Source organism: Erythrobacter cryptus DSM 12079 (assembly GCF_000422985.1).
In the GTDB taxonomy this organism is placed as follows: domain Bacteria; phylum Pseudomonadota; class Alphaproteobacteria; order Sphingomonadales; family Sphingomonadaceae; genus Erythrobacter; species Erythrobacter cryptus.
Window position 1 is genome coordinate 43,175 of sequence record NZ_AUHC01000014.1, and the last position, 20,628, is coordinate 63,802.

The 20,628-nt window shown below is 66.6% G+C and carries 20 protein-coding genes and 1 pseudogene; 9 read left to right on the forward strand and 12 right to left on the reverse strand.

Annotated features, from left to right (window positions below; genetic code table 11):
- Positions 1–68: 68 nt before the first annotated feature.
- The 7 genes from G524_RS0110160 to G524_RS0110190 all read right to left on the reverse strand — a co-directional run bounded on the left by G524_RS0110160 (position 69) and on the right by G524_RS0110190 (position 6,130).
- Positions 69–698, reverse strand: a complete 630-nt coding sequence (locus G524_RS0110160; protein ID WP_027443621.1) for a peroxiredoxin — start codon at positions 696–698, stop codon at positions 69–71.
- 194 nt (positions 699–892) lie between these two features.
- Entirely contained in the window at positions 893–2,650 is a 1,758-nt protein-coding gene (locus G524_RS0110165; RefSeq protein WP_027443622.1) for a SulP family inorganic anion transporter, read from the reverse strand.
- A gap of 12 nt (positions 2,651–2,662) precedes the next feature.
- Positions 2,663–3,889: an NAD(P)/FAD-dependent oxidoreductase gene (locus G524_RS0110170; RefSeq protein ID WP_027443623.1), complete on the reverse strand. Its 1,227-nt coding sequence runs from the start codon at positions 3,887–3,889 to the stop codon at positions 2,663–2,665.
- A gap of 27 nt (positions 3,890–3,916) precedes the next feature.
- Entirely contained in the window at positions 3,917–4,336 is a 420-nt protein-coding gene (locus G524_RS17215) for a protein tyrosine phosphatase family protein (protein ID WP_027443624.1), read from the reverse strand.
- A gap of 2 nt (positions 4,337–4,338) precedes the next feature.
- On the reverse strand, positions 4,339–4,755 hold the full coding sequence (locus G524_RS0110180) for a DUF6691 family protein (RefSeq protein ID WP_027443625.1): 417 nt from the start codon (positions 4,753–4,755) through the stop codon (positions 4,339–4,341).
- The gene (locus G524_RS0110185) at positions 4,752–5,201 is read right to left on the reverse strand and encodes a YeeE/YedE family protein (RefSeq protein WP_027443626.1); all 450 of its coding nucleotides are present in this window, start codon (positions 5,199–5,201) and stop codon (positions 4,752–4,754) included. The genes G524_RS0110180 and G524_RS0110185 overlap by 4 nt, the downstream gene beginning before the upstream one ends.
- Positions 5,198–6,130, reverse strand: a complete 933-nt coding sequence (locus G524_RS0110190) for an MBL fold metallo-hydrolase (RefSeq protein ID WP_027443627.1) — start codon at positions 6,128–6,130, stop codon at positions 5,198–5,200. The genes G524_RS0110185 and G524_RS0110190 overlap by 4 nt, the downstream gene beginning before the upstream one ends.
- Positions 6,131–6,203: 73 nt before the next feature.
- On the opposite strand from G524_RS0110190, the gene G524_RS0110195 reads away from it, so the two are divergent.
- The 3 genes and pseudogenes from G524_RS0110195 to G524_RS17220 all read left to right on the forward strand — a co-directional run.
- Complete coding sequence (locus G524_RS0110195; protein WP_027443628.1) at positions 6,204–6,857, forward strand: peroxiredoxin; 654 nt, start codon at positions 6,204–6,206, stop codon at positions 6,855–6,857.
- Positions 6,854–7,204, forward strand: a complete 351-nt coding sequence (locus G524_RS0110200) for an ArsR/SmtB family transcription factor (RefSeq protein WP_027443629.1) — start codon at positions 6,854–6,856, stop codon at positions 7,202–7,204. The genes G524_RS0110195 and G524_RS0110200 overlap by 4 nt, the downstream gene beginning before the upstream one ends.
- A 265-nt stretch (positions 7,205–7,469) precedes the next feature.
- Positions 7,470–7,604 (forward strand): annotated as a pseudogene (locus tag G524_RS17220) (YncE family protein); the annotation flags it as partial.
- Between the two features lie 116 nt (positions 7,605–7,720).
- On the opposite strand, the gene G524_RS0110205 reads toward G524_RS17220, so the two are convergent.
- The 4 genes from G524_RS0110205 to G524_RS0110220 are packed head-to-tail and all read right to left on the reverse strand — an operon-like array spanning position 7,721 to position 11,883.
- Positions 7,721–10,261 (reverse strand): TonB-dependent receptor, encoded by a 2,541-nt coding sequence (locus tag G524_RS0110205; protein ID WP_036857765.1) that lies wholly within the window; start codon positions 10,259–10,261, stop codon positions 7,721–7,723.
- 37 nt (positions 10,262–10,298) lie between these two features.
- A complete protein-coding gene (locus tag G524_RS0110210) occupies positions 10,299–10,709 on the reverse strand; it encodes a nuclear transport factor 2 family protein (RefSeq protein ID WP_027443631.1) in 411 nt (136 codons plus the stop codon).
- Positions 10,709–11,140 carry a nuclear transport factor 2 family protein gene (locus G524_RS0110215; protein WP_051221115.1) on the reverse strand — a complete coding sequence of 144 codons (432 nt, stop codon included), beginning with the start codon at positions 11,138–11,140 and terminating at the stop codon, positions 10,709–10,711. Before G524_RS0110215 ends, G524_RS0110210 begins: the two co-directional genes overlap by 1 nt.
- Positions 11,140–11,883 carry an aspartate/glutamate racemase family protein gene (locus G524_RS0110220; protein ID WP_027443633.1) on the reverse strand — a complete coding sequence of 248 codons (744 nt, stop codon included), beginning with the start codon at positions 11,881–11,883 and terminating at the stop codon, positions 11,140–11,142. Before G524_RS0110220 ends, G524_RS0110215 begins: the two co-directional genes overlap by 1 nt.
- Positions 11,884–12,079: 196 nt before the next feature.
- On the opposite strand from G524_RS0110220, the gene G524_RS0110225 reads away from it, so the two are divergent.
- The 6 genes from G524_RS0110225 to G524_RS15605 all read left to right on the forward strand — a co-directional run bounded on the left by G524_RS0110225 (position 12,080) and on the right by G524_RS15605 (position 19,617).
- The gene (locus tag G524_RS0110225) at positions 12,080–12,742 is read left to right on the forward strand and encodes a GntR family transcriptional regulator (protein ID WP_027443634.1); all 663 of its coding nucleotides are present in this window, start codon (positions 12,080–12,082) and stop codon (positions 12,740–12,742) included.
- A gap of 121 nt (positions 12,743–12,863) precedes the next feature.
- Entirely contained in the window at positions 12,864–13,772 is a 909-nt protein-coding gene (locus tag G524_RS0110230) for a hydroxymethylglutaryl-CoA lyase (protein ID WP_027443635.1), read from the forward strand.
- Between the two features lie 24 nt (positions 13,773–13,796).
- Complete coding sequence (locus G524_RS0110235; RefSeq protein WP_027443636.1) at positions 13,797–15,848, forward strand: hydantoinase/oxoprolinase family protein; 2,052 nt, start codon at positions 13,797–13,799, stop codon at positions 15,846–15,848.
- 12 nt (positions 15,849–15,860) lie between these two features.
- On the forward strand, positions 15,861–17,759 hold the full coding sequence (locus tag G524_RS0110240) for a hydantoinase B/oxoprolinase family protein (protein ID WP_027443637.1): 1,899 nt from the start codon (positions 15,861–15,863) through the stop codon (positions 17,757–17,759).
- Positions 17,756–18,964, forward strand: a complete 1,209-nt coding sequence (locus G524_RS0110245; RefSeq protein WP_027443638.1) for a CaiB/BaiF CoA transferase family protein — start codon at positions 17,756–17,758, stop codon at positions 18,962–18,964. The genes G524_RS0110240 and G524_RS0110245 overlap by 4 nt, the downstream gene beginning before the upstream one ends.
- Positions 18,964–19,617 carry an isochorismatase family protein gene (locus G524_RS15605; RefSeq protein WP_036857766.1) on the forward strand — a complete coding sequence of 218 codons (654 nt, stop codon included), beginning with the start codon at positions 18,964–18,966 and terminating at the stop codon, positions 19,615–19,617. The genes G524_RS0110245 and G524_RS15605 overlap by 1 nt, the downstream gene beginning before the upstream one ends.
- Here G524_RS15605 and G524_RS0110255 read toward each other — a convergent pair.
- Positions 19,595–20,628, reverse strand: a 1,034-nt coding sequence (locus G524_RS0110255) for a S1C family serine protease (RefSeq protein WP_027443639.1), incomplete at its 5' end; no start/stop codon positions are given. The two genes, G524_RS15605 and G524_RS0110255, sit on opposite strands and share 23 nt — an antisense overlap.

A 20,628-nucleotide genomic window follows, 5' to 3' on the forward strand; every position in this document is an offset into this window, starting at 1 on the left:
GGGTTGCACCGCCGGGCCGAATTGGGGGGATGGCCCGGCGGTGCATGGGCGGTCGGGTGGGGGCAAGATCAGTCCACCGCGACCAGGCGCAGATAGGGCTTGATGGTCTCGAACCCCTGCGGAAACAGCTCCTTGGCCTTATCATCGCCGATCGAGGGCGGGATGATCACCTTGTCGCCCGGGCGCCAGTCGGCCGGGGTGGCAATGGTGCAGCGGTCGGACAGCTGGAGGCTGTCGATCACCCGCAGGATCTCATCGAAATTGCGCCCGACACTCATCGGATAGGTCATGATCAGGCGGATCTTCTTGGCCGGATCGATGATGAACACCGACCGCACCGCCGCGGTGTCGGATTGGCCCGGGTGGATCATGTCGTAAGCCCTTGCGATCGCAAGGTCAGGATCGGCAACGATCGGGAAATCGAGGGTGGCGCCCTGGGTTTCCTCTACATCCTTCACCCATGCGAGGTGCTCTTCAAGCGTATCGGTGGAAAGCCCGAGCGGCTTCACATTGCGCTTGGCAAACTCGGCGGCAAGGCGCGCGGTCATGCCCATTTCGGTGGTGCACACGGGGGTGAAATCGGCCGGGTGGCTGAAGAAGAACACCCAGGAATCACCCGCCCATTCGTGCAGGCGGATGGGGCCGAGAGTGGTCTCGGCGCTGAAGTCGGGGGCGGTATCGCCGATATGCAGGCTCATGCTCATGGCTCCTTTGCTGCGATGGAGTGGGCATAGCAGCGGGTGCGATTCGGTGATACATCAATTACTCGTTTATTGAAATCCAATTTTCCGCTTGAGGCCAAGAGATCGCGGAAATGTCGGAAAACAGGGATATCCCTCGCAAGCAGGGCGCATGATGCGCAGCATCATTTGCATCTTTTGTATAATTGAAATCAGATCAGCCCGCGCGCTTCCAGCACATCTGCAGCGGGCGGCGGCGCGCCGTCATCATCGGCAAGCTCAGCAAACGCCTGGTCCTGCGAAAGGAACACCTTGCCGGTGAGCTGGTCGAGAAAGGGGCTGCGCTTGAGGCCGTCCATCACCGGCGCCTTCACCTCGGACAGGTGCAGCCTGACCCCGCTGTCGGCCAGCCGGTGGTTGATCGCCTCGAGACTCTCCAGCCCCGAGGCATCAATCGCGTTGACCGCGCTGGCCATCAGCACCAGGTGGCGCAGCTGCGGGCGCTCGGCCACCTGTTCGAGCACATATTCCTCAAGCCAGCGGGCGTTCAAATAGGTCAGGCTCTCATCCACCCTGATGGTGAGCACATGCGGCAGGGTGATGACCTTGTGCCGCGCGACATTGCGGAAATGTTCGGTGCCCGGCACCCGCCCGACGATTGCCGCATGGGGGCGGCTTGCGCGCCACAGATAGAGCAGCAGGCCCACCACCACCCCGGCGATCACCCCCAGTTCCACGCCGGCAAGCAGCGTCACCGCGATGGTGGCGGCATGGGCAGCAAAATCGGCCTTGGAATAGGCCCACAGCAGGCGCGGGGTCTTGAGATCGACGAGGCTGAGCACCGCAACGATAATGGTGGCCGCCAGCGTCGCATTGGGCAGGTGGAACAGGAGCGGGGTGAGCAGCAGGCTCGCCAGCGCAATCCCCACCGCGGTGAAGGCCCCGGCGGCCGGGGTCTGCGCCCCGGCATCGAAATTGACCACCGAACGGGCAAAGCCGCCCGTCACCGGATAGCCGCCGGAAAGGGCCGCGGCGAGATTGGCCGCGCCCAGCCCGATCAGCTCCTGATCGGGCGCGATGCGCTGGCGCCGCTTGGCCGCCAGGGTCTGCGCCACCGAGACGCTTTCGACAAAGCCGATCACCGAAATCAGCAGCGCCGGCACCCACAGCGCCGCGATCAGCCCGGGATCGAAGGAAGGTAGCGCCAGCGGCGGCAGGCCCTGCGGGATCGCGCCCACCACAGCGACCCCGCGCGCCTCAAGCCCGAAGCCGATCACCGCCAGGATCGAGACCGCCACCGCCAGCACCGGCCCGGCCTTGGCGCTCATGTCGGCCGCGCGGGGGCTGAGGCCGAGCCGCTCGAGCAGCGGCTTCAAACCCTTCCTCACCCAGAACAGGAAGGCGAGTCCCGGCACCCCGATCGCCAGCGTGTAAGGATTGGTGTCGCCGAGCGCGCGGCCAAGCGCGGCGAGCATTTCGGGCCAGGTCTCCCCGCCCGCCTTGATCCCGAGGATGTGCTTGAGCTGGCTGGTGGCGATCAGCACCCCGCTGGCCGAGATGAAGCCGCTGATCACCGGGTGCGAGAGCAGGTTGGCAAGAAAGCCAAGCCGCAGCAGCCCCAGCACCACCAGCATCACGCCCGAGAGCGCCGCCAGCATCACCGCGGCTTCGGCATAGGCGGGGGTGCCGGGCGCGGCCACCGCCCCGGCGGCGCTCGCCGTCATCAGCGAGATGACCGCCACCGGCCCCACCGCCAGCGTGCGGCTGGTGCCGAACAGGGCATAGGCAACCAGCGGGAGGATCGAGGCATAAAGCCCCACCACCGGCGGCAGGCCTGCGAGCATGGCATAGGCCAGGCTCTGCGGGATCAGCATGATGGTGACGATCACCGCCGCCATGAGGTCGCTTGCCAGGACCTCGCGGTTGTAGCTGCGGCCCCATTCGAGGATGGGCAGATAGCGTTGGAGCACCGGGGGCGGCCCTTACTGTGCGATCAGCCCGCCGGGGCCGGCGAGCCATTCGCGCCCCTTGAGCATCCCGTTCCAGTAGATCCAGGGCAAAAGATCGGCCTTGAGCATCCACGACAGGCGCGCAGGCCTCGTGCCATCGATCAGCCAAGTGGGAAAGCTCGGGGCGAGCTTGCCGCCATAGCCGAATTCGGCAAGCACGATCTTGCCGCGCTCCACCGTCAGCGGGCAGGAGCCGTAGCCGTCATAGCCCGCGGTCGGCCCCTTGCCCTCGAGCTGGGGCAGGGCGTTGACCGCCACCACCGGCGCCTGCTTGCGCGCGGCCGCGGCGGTCTTGGCATTGGGCATCGAGCCGGCATCGCCAAGACCAAAGACATTGGGATAGCGCACGTGCTGGAGCGTGTGCTGATCGACCTCGACAAAGCCGCTGGGCGCGGCAAGCGGGCTTTCTGCCAGGAATTGCGGGGCGACCTGCGGGGGGACGACATGGATCATGTCGAAATCCACCGTCACCTCGCCCTTCTCGGTGGCAAAGGTTGCCTGTCTGCCCGGCCCGTCAATGGCGACGAGATTGCTGCCCAGTTCGAGATTGATGCCATATTTCTCGACATATTCCATCAGCGCCGGGACATAGTCAGCAACGCCGAACAGCACCGCCCCAGCGTTGCGGAACTCGACCGTGATGTCGCCGAGCACGCCGGCGCGGCGCCAATGGTCGCAGGCCAGATACATCGCTTTTTGCGGGGCGCCGGCGCATTTGATCGGCATCGGCGGCTGGGTGAAGATCGCCCGGCCGGCGCGCAGCTGCTGCACCAGCTCCCAGGTGTAAGGGGCAAGATCGGCGCGGTAATTCGACGTCACCCCGTTCTGGCCCAAAGTCGCTTCAAGCCCGGCGATCTTTTCCCAGGCCAGGCGGATGCCGGGCGCAACGATCAGCACCTCATAGCCAAGCGTGCTGCCATCGGCGAGCGTGACCTCGTTGCGATCCGGCTGGAAGCTGGCGCAGGCCTGCTTCACCCAGGTCACGCCCCTCGGCATCACCTTGGCCATCGGGCGCAGCGTGGTGGCCACATCGAACACCCCGCCGCCCACCATCGTCCAGCCGGGCTGATAGGCGTGGGTGTCGGATGGCTCGACAATCGCGATGTCGAGCCCGGGGCGGCGCTTGAGCATCGAGGCGGCGGTGGCGATCCCGGCCGCCCCGCCGCCGATGATGACGACCTTGTGCTTGATGGTGCTCATCTTTGATCCCTCCCGAAAGGCGCTGGGCTAGGTGCCCGCTTCAAGCCGCTCGGCCAGCGGCGACAGGTCATATCCGGCGGCCTTGGCGCGCGCGATCCGCGTGGCGGCGGGCAGGCCCTCGACATTGGCGAGCGCATCGAGCGTCACCGCGCGGGTGCCGGTGCGGCAATAGGCCAGCACCTTGCCCGGCGCCTCGCGCCGCACCGCGGCAAAGGCGGCGATCGCCTCGGGCGGATAGACGCCGCCTTCCACCGGGATGTGGTGAAAGGACAGCCCCGCCGCCGCGGCCGCATCGCGCATCGCTGCAAGCGGCGGCTGGCCCGGCTCCTCGCCATCGGGGCGGGGGCAGATAACGGCGGCAAAGCCCTCCTTGGCGAGGTCAGCCAGTTCCTCGGGCTGCATCTGGGGAGCCACCGCGAAGCCTTCGGAAATCACGCGCATTTCCATGGTCATTCTCCCTCGAGCAGCCGCACGATCAGCATTCCGGCGAGCATCGCGGCAAGGAAGATCAGCGCCGGGATGGGCGCGATCGCAAGCGCGGCAAAGCCGGGCCCCGGGCACAGGCCGGCGATCCCCCAGCCCACCCCGAACAGCGCCGCCCCGCCAACCAGACGCGGGGTGATGTCGCGCCGGTCGGGCAGGGAAAAGCCCGCGGCAAAGAGCGGATGGGCCATGCGCCGCTGCACCGCCCAGGCCAGCGCCATCACCAGCACCGCCCCGCCCATGACGAAGGCAAGCGTCGGATCCCAGGCGCCGAACAGGTCAAGAAAGCCGCGCACGCGCGCCGGATCGGTCATCCCGCCGATGGCAAGGCCGGCGCCGAAGATGGTGCCCGAGACAAGGGCAATGATCGGCTCGCGGCTCATGGCAGCACCTCGATCCCCAGCGCGTTCATCACCGCCACCGTGGCAAAGCCGGTGGCCATGAAGGTCGCCACCGCCACCAGCGAGCGCTGCGACAGGCGGCTCATCCCGCACACCCCGTGCCCGCTGGTGCAGCCCGAGCCGAGCCGGGTGCCGATGCCCACCAGGAGCCCGGCGAGCGCCAGCGGCAGCGGCGCGACAAAGGCGCTGGCACCGCCCTCGCCCAGCGCGCCCACCAGCGCCGCGCCGAGCGGCAGGCCGATGAGAAAGGCGAAGGCCGCACCCCTGGGCAGGCTCGATTGCGCGAGGCCAAAGGCGCGCGCGGCGATGCCGGAGACCCCGGCGATCCGCCCCGCCCCCAGCAGCATCAGCGCCGCCGCAAGGCCGATCAGCACCCCGCCGATCAGCCCTTCGAGCGGCGCGGCATCGGGAAAGCCGGGCAGGATCATACCGCGTTCACCGGAATCTTGAGGTAGGTGATGCCATTGTCTTCGGGCGGCGGCAGGTGCCCGGCGCGCATGTTGACCTGCACGCTCGGCAGGATCAGGCGCGGCATCTCGAGCGTCTTGTCGCGCGCCTCGCGCATCGCCACGAATTCGTCCTCGGTGATGCCGTCATGGGCGTGGATATTGCCCTCGCGCTCGGCCGCCACGGTGGTCTCCCACACATATTCGCTCCGGCCCTTGGGCAGGTAGTCGTGGCACATGAACAGCCGGGTTTCCGGCGGCAGCGAAAGGATGCGGCGCAGCGAGCGGAACAGCGTGCGCGCGTCCCCACCGGGAAAATCGGCCCGGGCGGTGCCGTAATCGGGCATGAACATGGTATCGCCCACGAACACCACGTCGCTCACCACATAGGCGATGCAGGCCGGGGTGTGGCCAGGCACGTGCATCACCGTCACTGGCAGATTGCCGATGGTGAAGGTGTCGCCATCCTTGAACAGGGCATCGAATTGCGAGCCGTCACGGGCAAACTCGGTCCCGGCGTTGAACAGCTTGCCGAAGACGTTCTGCACCGTGACGATGTGCTCGCCAATGGCGATCTTCCCGCCGAGCTTTTCCTGGAGATAGGGCGCGGCGGAGAAGTGATCGGCATGGGCATGGGTCTCGAGCAGCCAAGTCACTTTCAGATTATGGTTTTTCACATAATCGATCACCCGGTCAGCCGAAGCCGTGCTGGTGCGCCCGGAATTGGGATCGAAATCGAGCACCGAATCGACGATCGCCGCCTCGCTGGTGGCCGGATCGTGCACCACATAGGTGACCGTGAAGGTCGCCGGGTCGAAAAAGCTGGCGATTTCGGGGCGCAGGGCCGGATCGGCGGCAGCGCGCAGCACCTGCGCCGTGGCGGCATCGAGCACCGGGTCAGCCTGGGTCATGGCATTTCTCCACTTAGTTTCTTAAATCGTGTATATGTATTGCAATCCTGCTGTCAAGTGCTATGAGAGCGCCATGGAACCCGCCAACGCCCCCGCCCGCCCCTGCTCCGGCCTCAGGATCGGCGATGTCGCGCCCGATTTCGAGGCGCGCAGCACCATTGGCCCGGTGCGCCTTTCGGCTTTCCGCGGGCGCTGGCTGGTGCTGTTCTCGCACCCGGCCGATTTCACCCCGGTGTGCACCACCGAATTCGTCGCCCTGGCGCGCGAGGCCGAGGCCTTTGCCGCGCGCGATTGCGCGCTGATGGCACTCTCGGTTGACAGCCTGTTCTCGCACTTTGCCTGGCTGAGGATGATCCGTGATCGCTTTGGCATCGAGGTGCGCTTTCCGATCGTCGAGGATCCGACGCTGGTGATCGGGCGCGCCTATGGCATGGTCTCGGCTCAGGATGCCGACAGCGCCACGGTGCGCACCACCTTCTTCATCGATCCCAGGGGCGTGATCCGGGCGATGACCTGCTATCCGGCCAATCTGGGCCGTTCGGTGCCCGAAATGCTGCGCATCCTCGATGGGCTGCAGGCGATCGATGCCAGCGGCGCGCTGGCCCCGGCCAATTGGCAGGCGGGCGAGCCGCTGCTCGCCCCGCCGACACAGGATCTCGATCAGGTGTTCGCGGCCGAGGAGGCAACCAGCTGGTTCCTCACCCCCGTCGAGGCCGCGCCGCAATGAGCGAGGAGGAGCTGATCGAGGCGCTCAAAGCGCTTGGCCACCCGCTGCGCTGGCGCATCCTTGAAGCGCTCGCCGCGGCCGAGCGCAACGTCGGCGAGATCGAGCAGGCCACCGGGATCGGCCAGCCCGCGCTCTCGCAGCAATTGGGGGTGCTGCGCAAGGCCGGGCTGGTGGAAACCCGCCGCGAGGCCAAGCTGGTGTTCTATTCGATCGCCGCAAAGCCGATGGCGGCGATCTTGGCAGCGCTCAGTCGGCTTGCCCCGCAAAGCGGCGAAGGCCCAGCCGCCGCGCCAACCACTCCGCGCAGCCCGGCGCCGGGCGTGGCCAATTTCGCCCGGCTGTCCTGACGACGCTGACCTTGAGGTCTTAGTGCAGAGGCAAGCGCGGCGTGCAGACGGCGGCACAGCAGCCAGGGCGCGAGCCAGCGCCAGGCAAAATGGATCGTGCGTGACCTGCCCGGCCAAGAAATAGCGCGAATTGGCTCCTTCCTCCTTGCCCTTCGTCTTGGCCGGCTCCCCGGGCGCCGGCGCGCCGGGAAATTCGTCGATCGGGGGGGGCAGGCCCCCTAGGCACCAGCTTGGCCTTGTCCTCGGACCTTTCGCCCGCCCCTATCGCCTCGGCAAGGCATTGGGCAGCGGCGCGCTGCGCTGAACCCCGCAAGGGGTGTGGACTTCCGCGCATGACAACCACACCTTGTCGTGGTGGACACCGCGTCAGGCCCCCGGCGCCCCTGCCTCTGCACCTTGAGCGCGCGGCAAAAGACAAGGGCCGCGCGGGGCGAAGAGGGGGCAGCCCCGCCCGCGCGGCCCTTGCTTTGACACCCTCCAGCCAGGTGTGCGCCCCGATGGGCTGGGAAAAGCGTTTCAGAACTTGTAGCCCAGCTCGACGCCGAAGCGCTGGCGTCCACCGGGGGAGATGAACGAACCGCCGAACTCCACCGCGGTGATCACCTCGTTCAGATATTTCTCGTTGAACAGGTTCTCGGCATAGGCGACGAGCGACCAGCGCTCGCCCTCGATCCCGATGCGCAGGTCCATCACCCCGAAGGCCTCGCGCCGCGCCACCGAATATTCGGCATCGCCGACGAAGGCCGGCAGTTGCAGCGCCGAGATCGGCAGCAGCCCGCTGAACAAGGTGGGGTTGGTATCGGCCTGGAGCGTGTGGAACCAGGTCGGCCCGGTGATGCGGTAATCGGCCCGGGTGATGAAATCGAGGCTGCCGGAAATCGGCAGATCGAGCTGGGTGCCAAGGTTGATGGTGTAATCGGCGGTATAGGGCGACTTGTTGCCCACGGTCTGCGGGCGCGAGGCGTTCTTCTTGATCTCACTGTCGGTGACATTGGCCGAACCGAACACCGTCCAGCCATCGAGCAGCTTGGCCGAAAGGTTGATCTCGGCGCCATAAAGCTCGACCTCGTCGATGTTCGAGACCACGCGCAGCAGCCCGAAGCCGCCGACGAAGAACTCGAAGAACTGCATGTCCTCGACATTGGTGTAATAGCCGGCCAGATCGAAGGTCACTGCCCCATCAGCGAGCGAGCCCTTGATCCCGGCCTCGAAGGCGCTCGAGGTTTCCTTGCGGAAACGATCATTGATGAGGACGTTGGTACCGATGAAATCGTTGAACGCCTGATCGACGATCGCGGCCGAGCCCTGGTTGTTGAACCCGCCCGATTTGAACCCGATCCCCCAGTTGCCGTAAAGGTTGATGTCCGGGCTCACGGCATAGCGCAGCGAGACCTTGGGCTGGAACTGCTCGAAGGTCGCCTCCTGCGGGCCGATCGGCTGCACCACGCCGCCCACCACTTGCTGACCGGGATTGATCGGCCCGCCGGTGAAGGGATCGAACACCGCCGGCACCAGGCTGCGCACCTTGCGGTCCTCGATATCGTAGCGCCCGGCAAGGCTGAGGTTGAAGCGGTCGGTGAGGTCAAAATCGGCCGCGGCGAAGAGCGCATAGACATCGGTGGTGAAATTGTCGTGGTAAAGCTGCGTCGTCGGGTTGGCGCTGCCCGGCGCATTGTAGAGCCGGCGCACCACGCCCTGGCCGAGATCGGCCCCGAGGCTTACCCCCACCTCGCGGTCGATATGGAGGTAGTAGGCGCCGACCTCCCAGTTGAACGGCCCGTTGCCGTTGGAGGCAAGGCGGATTTCGCCGCTGATGTCCTCCTGCCGGCGGATCTGGAACTGCGTGCCATCGCAGGTGGTGGGGCTATATGGCCCGAAGGTCGAACCATTCGCCGGCGCAAAGATGAAGGGCACCGGGATCTGGCCGATGAAGGTGGGCGGGTTGAGCGGATAGCCGGTGAGCGCCGCGGTCGAGGCAAAGCAGGCGGCATTGGCGCGTGCCAGATCGCCCGTGGCGGTGCCGGTGAAATCGAGGAAGCGGGCAAAATCGGCCGAGGTGCCATCGGCCACCAGCGACTGATCGACATCGCTGTAGAGCACCCAGGCGGTGAGCGTGGCGCTGTCGAACTGGTGTTCGATCTTGGCCGAGGCCTCGAAGGTGGTCTGGTCGTTGGTCGGGCGGATATTGGAATAATAGCCGAAGACGTGGTCGTTGACGTTCTCGTAGAAGGCCGGGTCAACCCCGGCGAAATTGGGCAGGTGGAAGCTGGCGTTGAAGTTGATCGAGGCGCCCTTGAGATCGGCATAGCGCGCCTTCAGATCAAGCTCGGTGCCGGGGCCGAGATCGACCACCAGCCGCCCGTCGATCCCGAACACTTCCTGATCGTCGATGGTCTTGGAATTATTGAGGAAGCGGTTACGGAAGAAACCATCGGTGGTGAAATAATTGGCCGATAGCACCAGCCCCGCGCCCTCGCCAATGGGCGTGGCGACATAGGCATTGGCGGTGTAGGTATTGTCCTCGGCGGCGCGCAGCAGCACTCCGCCCTCGAGGTTGCTGCCGGGCTTGACGGTCTGGAGCACGATCGCCCCGGCCGCGGCGTTGCGGCCATAAAGCGCGCCCTGCGGGCCCTTGAGCACCTCGACCTGGCGCAGCGTCCCCTGGTTCTGGTTCAATTGCGCGGTGTTGGTCTTGAGGATCCCGTCGACCACCAGCGCCACCGAGCTTTCCGCATCGCGCGCGCCGTTGATGCCGCGGATGTTGATCTGGGTGTCGCCGGCCTCGGCGGTGCCGGTGACGATGGTGACACCGGGGGTGAGCTGGATGAAATCATCAGCCCGCTGCACCCCGGTCTTCTCGAGCGCCTCGGCGCTCAGCACGGTGACCGCGGCGGGCACGTCCTTGAGCGCTTCGGACTGGCGGCGCGCGGTAACGATGATACCGCCCTCCTCGGCCTCTGCTTGCCCAGTGGCGGGGGCTTCCTGCGCCAGTGCGGGCGATGCCAGGACAAGGGCGCCAAGCGCCGCGCCGCAGGCCAGTTCGAGACGAAGTTTCATAAGGCGGCTCTCCTGATGCAAGGCTATCGGTGGTAGATCAGACGAGGACGTTGGCCCCGCTCATGTAGACATAGACTTCCTGGAACTTCGCCCCATCCGGCCCGGGGCGCACACGCCAGAAATTGGTGTTGGACAGGAGCGTCACCTGCCCGGCGCGATCGTGCAGCTCGGCGGTGAAGCAGGCGGCGATGCGCCCATTGGCCTCATCCACGGTGCAGATGAAATCACGGTGGATGATGGTTTCGTAGGCGGCGAAGAAATCGGCGAACATCCGCGCGATCTCGGCCTTGCCGGCATGGCGGGTAAAGGCGGTCTGGATGGTGAAGAGCGCGGTGTCGTGGAAGCAATCGAGCACCGCCTCCATGTCCTTGGCATCGACCCGGGCGAAATAGCGGTTGAGCGCCAGATCAATCAGCTCCGCACGCGAAAGGACGGGTTCGTATTGCATCAGGCCTCCCCCTTCTTCAGCAGGTTGTCGCCCGACATGTAGACATAGACACGGTGGAACAGCCGGTCCTTGAGGTAGAAGCGGTTGCAGTTTTCATAGCGCAGCTGATCGCCCCCATTGGGGGTGATGAGCACGGTGAACTGCGAGCAGATGGCGTTGGTCGCCGGATCGGCGGTGTGGACGAAATTGCCGTGCCAGATTTGCGAGAAATCGGCGAAGAGCTTTTCGAACATGGCGCGGATCGCCTCGCGCCCCTCATGCACCGTGTTGCTGGTGACCTCGGTCAGCACCGCATCGGGGGTGAAACAGTCGAGCACCTGGTCAAGCCGCTTGTTGTCCACCCCGTCGAAATAGCGCTTGGTGACGATATCGACGTAGAAGGGATAGGGCAGCGGCGCCTGGCCGGGGCCGCCCTCTTGCCATGCATCCATCAGTACCAGCCCTTTCGGATCTCGGCGTGCCGGGGCACTTCGGGAGGGGGAAAGGCTTTCTTCGAATGGGACAGGCCCAGTTCGATGAGGCTTTCGAGGGTCTTGTAGGCCACCTGCCCCGGGTTGATCACCGGCACCGGCAGTTCGCTCTGCAGGTAGGCGGCAGATTGGTGCATGGTGGTCGAACCGAGCACGATCACATCGGCCCCGTCCTCCTCGATCGCGCGCAGGCCTTCGGCCTTCAATTTGGCGAACACCACTTCTTCCTTGCCCTCGAGCAATTCGGTGACATCGGGGCGGGTGTCGATCGAGCGCAGCGAGGCGCAGCGATCCTCCCAGCCGTGCTGGCTGAGCACCTTTTCATAGAGCGCGAACCACTGCGGCCACATGGTCAGCACCGAGAAGCGTTTGCCCAGCATCATCGCCGCGGCAAAGCTCGCCTCGCCCGGGCCGACCACCGGGATCGACAGCACCGAGCGCAGCGGCCACAGGCCCGAATCGCTCACCGTGTCGATCAGCACCCCGGCATAGCCTTCGGCCTCGGCGGTGATGCCGGCCTGGAACACCGTCCAGTCCATCAGCAGCGTGTCGTGATAGGAATCGCCCAGCGCCGCGCCCCAGCGCACCGCCTCGAACTCGGGCTTGAATCCGGGGCGCACGAGGCGTTCGGGAAGCTGGCTGGCGCGGTTGGCCACCCCGGCTTCATCCATCGCGATCGGAACGATCACCTTGATGCGCTGCACATCACCCCCTGTTGCTTTCTGCAACAGGGTTATTGTATACAAATTGCCGACGTCAAGCGCTTTTGCAAAAGTGACGGCGGGCCGCTTGAGGCTGTGCCCTTGCTGCCGCACGGGCTTGCGCAGGAACGCGGCTGGCCACAGATAGGCAAGTCATGATCCACCCCTGCCCTTCAACCCTGCTGCACCCCCGCCAGGCATGAGCCGCGCCTCGGATCGCGCCTATGCGGCAATCCGCGCCGAACTGATGAGCGGTGCGCTCAAGGCCGGCGAACAGGTCACCGAAGACCAGCTGTGCCAGCTTGCCGGGGTCAGCCGCACCCCGGTGCGCGAGGCGGTGCGTCGGCTGGAAAACGAGCTGCTGCTGGTGCGCTCGGATACCAAGCGGCTGTTCGTGGCGGACTGGAGCGGCGATGACATCGAGGAGATGTTCGCGCTGCGCCAGATGCTCGAATGCCACGCGGCCGAGCGCGCCGCTACCCGGCTCACCGCCGAGCAGATCGCGCTGCTCGAGACGGCCAATCGCGAGCTGACCGCCGCGGTCGATCAACCCGTGCCCGATGTGGCGCGCTTTCTCGAGGCCAACCGCAGCTTTCACGAGAACATTATCGAAGCGGCCCATTCGCCGCGGCTTGCCGGACTGCTGGCGCGGCTGGTCGAAGCTCCGGTGCTGCTGCGCACCGCGCGCACCTATTCGCCCGAGGATCTGCGCCAATCGGGGCGCGATCACGATGAGCTGATCGCCGCCTTTGCCGCGCGCGATCCCGAATGGGCGCGCGCGGTGATGGGCAGCCACCTGCGCCGCGCCTTCCACACCTTTGCCCGTGCGGTCGGCCCCGACATGGGCAGGACGAGGTCATAACAACCCCCTGCCCTGGCATCGGTTCCCGCGCATCGCAAAGGCGGGCGCGCGATTGCATTTGTATACAAAGCTGCTTAGTGGAAGCGCAAAGGACGCGCAGCGCAGCAACGGGCGATTCATCATGAACGGCGAGGGTATCGAACTGGTCGAGGTGGGCCCACGCGACGGGCTGCAGAACGAGCCGGAGATCATCCCCACCGCCGCCAAGCTTGAGCTCATCACCCGGATGATCGGCTATGGCGCGCGGCGGCTCGAGGTGGCAAGCTTCGTCCACCCGCAGCGGGTGCCGCAGATGGCCGATGCCGAAAGCGTGATCGCCGCCCTGCCCGACGATCCGGCCTGCACCTATATCGGCCTTGTGCTCAACAAGCGCGGGGTGCTGCGCGCGCTTGCCACCCGCGAGGGCGGCCGGCGCGGCGTCGATCAGATCGGCTGCGTGGTGGTGGCGAGCGACACCTTCGGCCAGAAGAACCAGGGCCAGACCATCGCCGAGGGCATTGCCGAAACCCGCGCCATGCTGCGCCTTGCCCGCGCCGAGGGGCTGAGCGCGCAGGTGACGATCAGCGCCGCCTTCGGCTGCCCCTTCGAGGGCGCGGTTCCGCACGAGACGGTGCTGGCGATCGCCGAGGAACTGGCCAGCGAAGCCCCCGCAGAAATCGCGCTGGCCGACACCATCGGCGTCGCCGGACCGAGCGACGTGGGCGAATTGTTCGGCAAGCTAAGCACGCTCCTCAAGGGCAGCATCCCGATGCGCGCCCATTTCCACAACACCCGCGGCACCGGCATCGCCAATGCCTGGGAGGCCTATCGTGCCGGGGTGCGGATCTTCGATGCCTCGCTCGGCGGGTTGGGGGGCTGCCCCTTCGCCCCGCGCGCGACCGGCAATATCGCCACCGAGGATCTTGTCTACATGATGGCGCGCGCGCGGATCGCCACCGGCATCGATCTCGACGCGGCGATCGCGGCGAACAAGTGGTTTGCGGGCGTGCTGGGGCGCGAGTTGCCCTCGGCAGTGGCGCGCGCGGCATAGGCAGGACAGCAAGAAGGAAGCGGCATGGGTTACAGGCTGGGCGTGGATGTGGGAGGGACTTTCACCGACCTCCTGCTGCTGGATGAGGAGAGCGGCGCCTTCTGGCGGCACAAGACACCCTCGACCCCGCACGACAGTTCGCAAGGGATCCTCGAAGGGGTGCGGGCGATCACCGCCAAGGCCGGTATCACCCCTGCCGACATCGCCTATTTTCTCCACGGCACCACGGTGGCGACCAATGCCGTGCTCGAGGGCAAGGGGGCGCGGGTTGGCCTCATCACCACCCAGGGCTTTCGCGATATCATGCAGATCGCCCGCTCCTATGTGCCCGGGGGGCTTGCCGCCTGGATCGTGTGGCCCAAGCCGCAGCCGCTCGCCCGGCTCGAACACACCTTCGAGGTGCCGGGCCGGATCGATGCCGAGGGGCGCGAGGTCACCCCGCTCGATGAAGCAGCGGTGCGCGCCGCCCTCGCCAAGCTCAAGGCCGAGGGGATCGAGGCGCTCACCGTCAGCCTGATGAACGCCTATCTGAACGGCGCACACGAGCGGCGCATCGGCGAGATTGCGGCCGAGGAACTGCCCGGCATTCCGGTCTCGCTCAGCCACGAGGTGCTGCCCGAAATGCAGGAATATGAGCGCACGCTTTCCACCGTCGCCAATGCCGCGGTGCGCCCGGTGGTAAGCAAATATGTCTCCAACCTCAGAACCCGCCTTGCGGCCGAGGGCTTTTCCGGCCGCCTGTCGCTGCTGCGCTCGGACGGCGGGCTGATGAGCGCCGAGCGGGCCGAGGAGCACCCGGTCAACATCCTCATGTCCGGCCCGGCCGGGGGCGTGACCGGCGCCCTGTGGGTGGCGCGCAATGCCGGCTTCCAGAACATCCTCACGCTCGATGTCGGCGGCACCTCGACCGATGTGGCGCTGATCCAGGGGCTGGAGCCGCGGCGCCAGCGCACCACCGAGGTCGGGCACCTTTCGGTGCGGGCCTCGGCGCTCGACGTGAAGACCGTGGGCGCGGGCGGCGGCTCGATCGCCCATGTGCCCGAACTCACCGGGGCGCTGCGCGTCGGGCCGGAAAGCGCCGGCGCGGTGCCGGGCCCGGTGGCCTATGCCAAGGGCGGCACCCTGCCCACCGTCACCGATGCCAATGTCGTGCTCGGCTACCTGCCCGAAGACCTGCTCGGCGGCAGTTTCCGGCTCGACCGCGAAGGCGCCAAGGCGGCGGTGCAGACCATCGCCGATGCGCTCGGGGTGGGCCTGATGGAGGCGGCGCGCGGGATTATCGACATCGTCAATGAAAACATGTTCGGCGCATTGAGGATGATCAGCGTGCAGCAGGGCTATGACCCGCGCGAGTTTGCGCTGATGGGCTTTGGCGGGGCCGGGCCGCTGCATGTCAACGCGGTGGCGCGGCTGATGGGTTCCTGGCCGGCGATCGCGCCGGTTTCCCCCGGGGTGCTGTGCGCCCTGGGCGATGCCACCACCCGGATGCGCACCGAGACCGCGCGCAGCTTCTCGCGCCTCGCGCGCGAGACCAGCATCGCCGATCTTGCCCGCCTGCTCGACGAGATGGCCGCGCAGACCCGCGGCGAGCTAATCGCCGCAGGGGTGGCCGAGGGCGAGATCACCACCCTCTTTGAAATCGACGTGCGCTATGCCGGGCAGGCCTTCGAGGTGCCGCTCACCATCACCCGCGAGGCGCTCGAGGCCGACGGGATCGAGGGGCTGCTGGCGCGCTTCGATGCCGAGCACCTGCGCCTGTTCACATTCAACATGGACACCCCCCACGAGATCGTGAACCTGCGCGCGGTGGCGCTGGGGGCAGCGCCCGATCTGCCTGCGGCCACTCTGCCCAAGGGTGATGGCGATCCTTCCGCTGCCAAGATCCGCGACCACGTGCTGTGGATGGACGGGGCCGAGCGCGCCGCAGTGATCTATGACCGCGCGCGCCTGCGCCAGGGCGATGTGATCGAAGGCCCGGCGATCGTCACTGAAATGGATTCCACCACCCTCATCGAGCATGATTGCCGCGCTGTGGTGGACGCGGTGGGCAATATCCTCATCACTCCCAAGGCCTGAAAGGGAACGCCAATGCCGGCGCGCATCATCGAAACCAACCCCACCCCTTTCCGCAAGGTCGCGATCGATCCGGTTACGCTCGACATCATCGAGAATGCGCTCAGGAACGCGCGGATCGAGATGGACGCAACCCTGGTGCGCACCGCGATGAGCCCGGGGATCCGCGAACAGGGCGATGCCTTCCCGATGATCGCCGATCCTTCGGGCAAGATGATCGTCGGCCAGTTCGGCAGCTTCATCGACGGCTTTCTCAAGAGCTACGAGGGCACGATCGAGGATGGCGATCTCATCTTCCTGTCCGATCCCTATTCCTGCGACGGGGCGATCAGCCACGCCAATGACTGGCTGGTGCTGCTGCCGGTGTTCAAGGACGGGCGGCTGATCGCCTACACCGCGATGTTCGGCCACCAGAGCGATATCGGCGGGGCCGTGCCCGGCTCGATGCCGATCCATGCCTCCTCGATCTTCGAGGAAGGGGTGCGCATTCCCCCCGTCAAGCTCTGGCGCCGGGGCGAATTCAACGAAGACCTGATGAAGCTGGTGATGCACCAGACCCGCAAGCCCGATTGGTGCCAGGCCGATCTCAATGCCCTCATCGCCTCGTGCCGGGTGGCGGCCCGCCGGGTGATCGAGATGGCCGAACGCTTTGGCGATGATGTCTATGTCTCGGCCACCGAGGAACTTCTGGCGCGCAATTATCGGGCAATGAAGGCGCTGATTGGCATGGCCGTGGCCGAAGAGCCGGTACAGTTTGAAGATTACGTCTGCGATGATGGCAAGGGCTACGGCCCCTATCGTATCCGCTGCACCATGTGGCGCGAGGGCGAAAAGGTGATCCTCGATTTTGCCGGCACCGATCCGCAAAGCGCCGCCTCGATCAATTTCTATCTCAACGAGAACATGTTCAAGATGTTCTTCGGGATCTACATGATCATGGTGTTCGATCCGCAGATCCTGTTCAACGACGGGTTCTATGACCTGATCGAGGTGCGCATTCCTGAAGGCTCGCTATTGAAGCCGCGCTTTCCCGCCGCGCTTTCGGGCCGGACCCACGCGCTGGGGCGGATCTTCGACATTCTGGGCGGACTTCTCGGCCAGAAGACGCCCGAATTTCTCAACGCCGCCGGCTTTTCCTCCTCGCCGCACCTGTTCTATTCGGGCTGGGACACGCGTCAGAGCGGCAAGCGCGAATGGTTCCAGCTGTTCCAGATCGGCTTTGGCGGCATTCCCGGCCGTCCGCTCGGCGACGGGCCGGATGGCCATTCGCTCTGGCCGGGCTTCACCAATGTGCCCAACGAGTTTCTCGAGCGCTATTTCCCCTTGCGGATCGAGCGCTATTCGACCGCGCCCGACAGCGGCGGGGCGGGCCTCCACCGCGGTGGCAACGGCATCCACATGACCTATCGCTTCCTTGCCGATGGCGAGATCGCGATCCACGATGATCGCTGGTTCGTGCCGCCCTGGGGGGTCAATGGCGGGCTTCCGGGGGCACGGGCGAGCAAGGTGCTCGAACGTGCCGACGGCACCAGCGAGGTGATCGGCAACAAGGTTGAAAACGTGCCGGTCAAGGCCGGGGATCGGCTCCACTTCATCACCTGGGGCGGGGGCGGCTGGGGCGATCCGCTCGAACGCGATCCCGAACTCGTCGGGCTGGAGATCCGCCAGGGCCTGGTCACGCCCCAGGGCGCGCGCGCCTATGGCGTGGTTGCCGATGATGCGGGCGTGGTCGATGCTGCGGCCACCGCCGCGCTGCGCGAAGAACTGCGCAGCCGCCGCGGCGAACTCAAGCTGTTCGATTTCGGCCCGGGGATAGAGGTGCTGCGCGCCCGCTGCGAGGCCGAAACTGGCCTCGCCGCCCCGATCCAGCCGGTCTGGCCCGAGGTGGAAGCGCTCAAGGAGGCTGCCGAATGAGCGCCGCACCTGCCCCCCAAGCCAGCGGCGCGCTCGCCGGGCTCAAGGTGATCGAGATGGGCCAGCTGCTCGCCGGCCCCTTCTGCGGCCAATTGCTCGGCGACATGGGCGCTGATGTGGTCAAGATCGAGCCGCCGGGCGCGGGCGATCCGATGCGCAACTGGGGCCTCGGCGCGGAAAAGGTGCAGTGGGAAGTGATCGCGCGCAACAAGCGCTCGGTCACGATCAACCTGCGCGTGCCCGAAGGCCAGGCGCTCGCCCGCCGGCTGATTGCCGGGGCCGATGTGCTGATCGAGAACTTCAAGCCCGGCACGCTTGAGCGCTGGGGCATGTCCCCCGCGGTGCTCCACGCCGAAAACCCCGGCCTCATCATCGCCCGGATGTCGGGCTATGGCCAGGACGGGCCCTATTCGAATCGGGCCGGCTTTGGCGGGATCGGCGAGGCGATGGGCGGCTGGCGCTACATCGTCGGCGAGCCAGATCGCCCCCCGGCGCGCATGGGCATCTCGATCGGCGACACGCTGTGCGCCACCTATGGCTGCCTGGGCGTGCTGGCCGCGCTGCACCACCGCGAGAAGACCGGCGAGGGCCAGGTGGTCGATTCCGCGCTCTACGAGGCCGTGCTCCAGGTGATGGAGGGGCTGGTCCCCGAATATGACCGCAACGGCGTGATCCGCGAGCGCTCGGGCTCGATCCTCAAGGGCATTGCCCCCTCGAACGTCTATACCTGCAAGGATGGCAGCTACATGATCGGCGCCAATGGCGATGCCATCTTTGCCCGCCTCGCCGAGGCAATGGGGCGCCCCGAGCTGGCGAGCGACCCGCGCTATGCCACCCACATTGCCCGCGGCGAGCACCAGCAGGAGCTTGACGATCTCATCAACGCCTGGACCTCGACGCTGACCGTCGAGGAGGTCGATGCGCTGATGATCGCCCATTCGATCCCCGCAGGGCGGGTCTATCGCGCGCCCGAAATGATTGCCGACCCCCATTTCCAGGCGCGCCAGGCGATCATCGAGGTCGAAACCCAGACGCGCGGGCGCCTGAAGATGCAGAACGCTTTCCCCAAGCTGTCGAAGACCCCCTCCTCGGTGCGGCGTCCGGCGCCGGCGGTGCCGGGGCAGGACAATGCCGAGATCTTCGGCGAGCGGCTGGGGCTGGACGCCGCCGAGCTGGAGCGCCTTGCCGCTGCCGGGGTGATCTGATGGCCGGCCCCTCGGCAGCCGAGAACTATGCGGGCGTGTTCGAGGGCCGGCTCGCGCCGGGACAGTCCCCGGCGCTGCTCATCGTCGATGTGGTGATGGCCTATCTCGATCCGGCCTCGCCGCTCTTCATGGAAAGCGCCGCCGCCGCGCGCGACAGTCTCGCCCGGCTTGCTGCTGCGGCCCGCTCCGCAGGGGTGCCGGTGGTGTTCACCAATGTCAGCTACCGTCCTGATGGCGCCGATGGCGGGGTGTTCTACCGCAAGGCCCCGGTGCTCAAGGTGTTCACTCAAGGCTCTCCGCTCGGCGCCTTCCCGCCCGGGCTTGCGCCGCTGCCGGGCGAGATGGTCGTCACCAAGCAATATCCTTCGGCCTTCTTCGGCACCTCTCTTGCCGCAGCGCTCGGCAAGCAGGGCGTCGATACGCTGCTGATCGGCGGCTATTCCACCTCGGGCTGCGTGCGCGCCTCGGCGCTCGATGCGATGCAGCACGGCTTCGTGCCGCTGGTGGTGCGCGAGGCCTGCGCCGATCGCCACCAGGCCCCGCATGAGGCCAATCTGTTCGACCTTCAGGCCAAGTATGCCGAAGTCATCGGTGAGGCCGAGGCCCTCGCGTTGCTCGCCCCCGCGCGCGTCAGCCCCCCGGAGCAAGCGTAAGGCGTAGCTTGCGCTGGGCTGTGCCGCGCTGGAGCGTGAGCTCCACCGTCTCGCCCACGGCGCGGTCATCGAGCCGGGCGGCTAGTTCCGCAAGCCCGGCCACCGGCTTGCCATCGAGCGCGGTGATGATGTCCCCCGGCACAATGGCCTCGCCCTCGCGCCGTGCCGGCACGATCCCGGCCTTGGCCGCGGGCGAACCCGGCTCGATGCCGAACACGAACACCCCTGCGATTCCGCTCCTTTGCTGGAGCAGGGCATTGGCCGCCTCATCGCCAAGGATGCCGAGCGAGGGGCGGATATAGCGTCCCTGACGGATGAGCTGCGGCACCACCCGGTTGACGGTATCGACCGGCACGGCAAAGCCGATCCCTGCCGAAGCGCCCGAGGGGCTGAAGATCGCGGTGTTGATGCCGATCAGCCGCCCAGCCGAATCGAGCAGCGGCCCGCCCGAATTGCCCGGATTGATCGCCGCGTCGGTCTGGATCAGGTGATCGATGCGGCTGCGCCCGTCCTCGCTCGGCAGGCTGCGGTCGAGCGCCGAGACGATTCCGGTGGTCAGCGTCCAGTCAAGCCCGAAGGGATTGCCGATGGCAAAGACCTTCTGCCCGATCCTGAGATCAGCGCTGGTCCCGATCGGCACCGGCGGCGGGCGGCGGAAATCGATCCCGATCTTGAGCACCGCAATATCATGCGCGGGCGAGGCGCCCACCAGCGCGGCCTTGTAATCGCGCCCATCGGCCAGCCGCACCCGCGCCTGCGAGGCCCCGGCAATGACGTGATAATTGGTGACCACGTGCCCGGCATCATCCCAGATGAAGCCCGAACCCGTGCCGCGCGGCACCTCGAACACGTTGCGGGTCCACAGATCGGCCACAAGCTCAGCGGTTGAGATGAACACCACCGAATCGCGCGCCTTTTCAAACAGCGCGATGGTGGCCTTCTCATCCTCGGCCAGATCGCCGCGGGCGGTGACCACCCGGCTTTGCGCATCCGGCGCGCCTGAGGCTGCGG

Coding starts and splice junctions, on each gene's coding strand:
- G524_RS0110185 (WP_027443626.1), bottom strand. CDS start 5,201: ATGATCCTGCCCGGCTTTCCCGATGCCGCGCCGCTCGAAGGGCTGATC.
- G524_RS0110225 (WP_027443634.1), top strand. CDS start 12,080: ATGAGCCGCGCCTCGGATCGCGCCTATGCGGCAATCCGCGCCGAACTG.
- G524_RS0110160 (WP_027443621.1), bottom strand. CDS start 698: ATGAGCCTGCATATCGGCGATACCGCCCCCGACTTCAGCGCCGAGACC.
- G524_RS0110205 (WP_036857765.1), bottom strand. CDS start 10,261: ATGAAACTTCGTCTCGAACTGGCCTGCGGCGCGGCGCTTGGCGCCCTT.
- G524_RS17215 (WP_027443624.1), bottom strand. CDS start 4,336: ATGGAAATGCGCGTGATTTCCGAAGGCTTCGCGGTGGCTCCCCAGATG.
- G524_RS0110235 (WP_027443636.1), top strand. CDS start 13,797: ATGGGTTACAGGCTGGGCGTGGATGTGGGAGGGACTTTCACCGACCTC.
- G524_RS0110170 (WP_027443623.1), bottom strand. CDS start 3,889: ATGAGCACCATCAAGCACAAGGTCGTCATCATCGGCGGCGGGGCGGCC.
- G524_RS15605 (WP_036857766.1), top strand. CDS start 18,964: ATGGCCGGCCCCTCGGCAGCCGAGAACTATGCGGGCGTGTTCGAGGGC.
- G524_RS0110230 (WP_027443635.1), top strand. CDS start 12,864: ATGAACGGCGAGGGTATCGAACTGGTCGAGGTGGGCCCACGCGACGGG.
- G524_RS0110195 (WP_027443628.1), top strand. CDS start 6,204: ATGGAACCCGCCAACGCCCCCGCCCGCCCCTGCTCCGGCCTCAGGATC.
- G524_RS0110245 (WP_027443638.1), top strand. CDS start 17,756: ATGAGCGCCGCACCTGCCCCCCAAGCCAGCGGCGCGCTCGCCGGGCTC.
- G524_RS0110215 (WP_051221115.1), bottom strand. CDS start 11,140: ATGGATGCATGGCAAGAGGGCGGCCCCGGCCAGGCGCCGCTGCCCTAT.
- G524_RS0110210 (WP_027443631.1), bottom strand. CDS start 10,709: ATGCAATACGAACCCGTCCTTTCGCGTGCGGAGCTGATTGATCTGGCG.
- G524_RS0110180 (WP_027443625.1), bottom strand. CDS start 4,755: ATGAGCCGCGAGCCGATCATTGCCCTTGTCTCGGGCACCATCTTCGGC.
- G524_RS0110240 (WP_027443637.1), top strand. CDS start 15,861: ATGCCGGCGCGCATCATCGAAACCAACCCCACCCCTTTCCGCAAGGTC.
- G524_RS0110200 (WP_027443629.1), top strand. CDS start 6,854: ATGAGCGAGGAGGAGCTGATCGAGGCGCTCAAAGCGCTTGGCCACCCG.
- G524_RS0110190 (WP_027443627.1), bottom strand. CDS start 6,130: ATGACCCAGGCTGACCCGGTGCTCGATGCCGCCACGGCGCAGGTGCTG.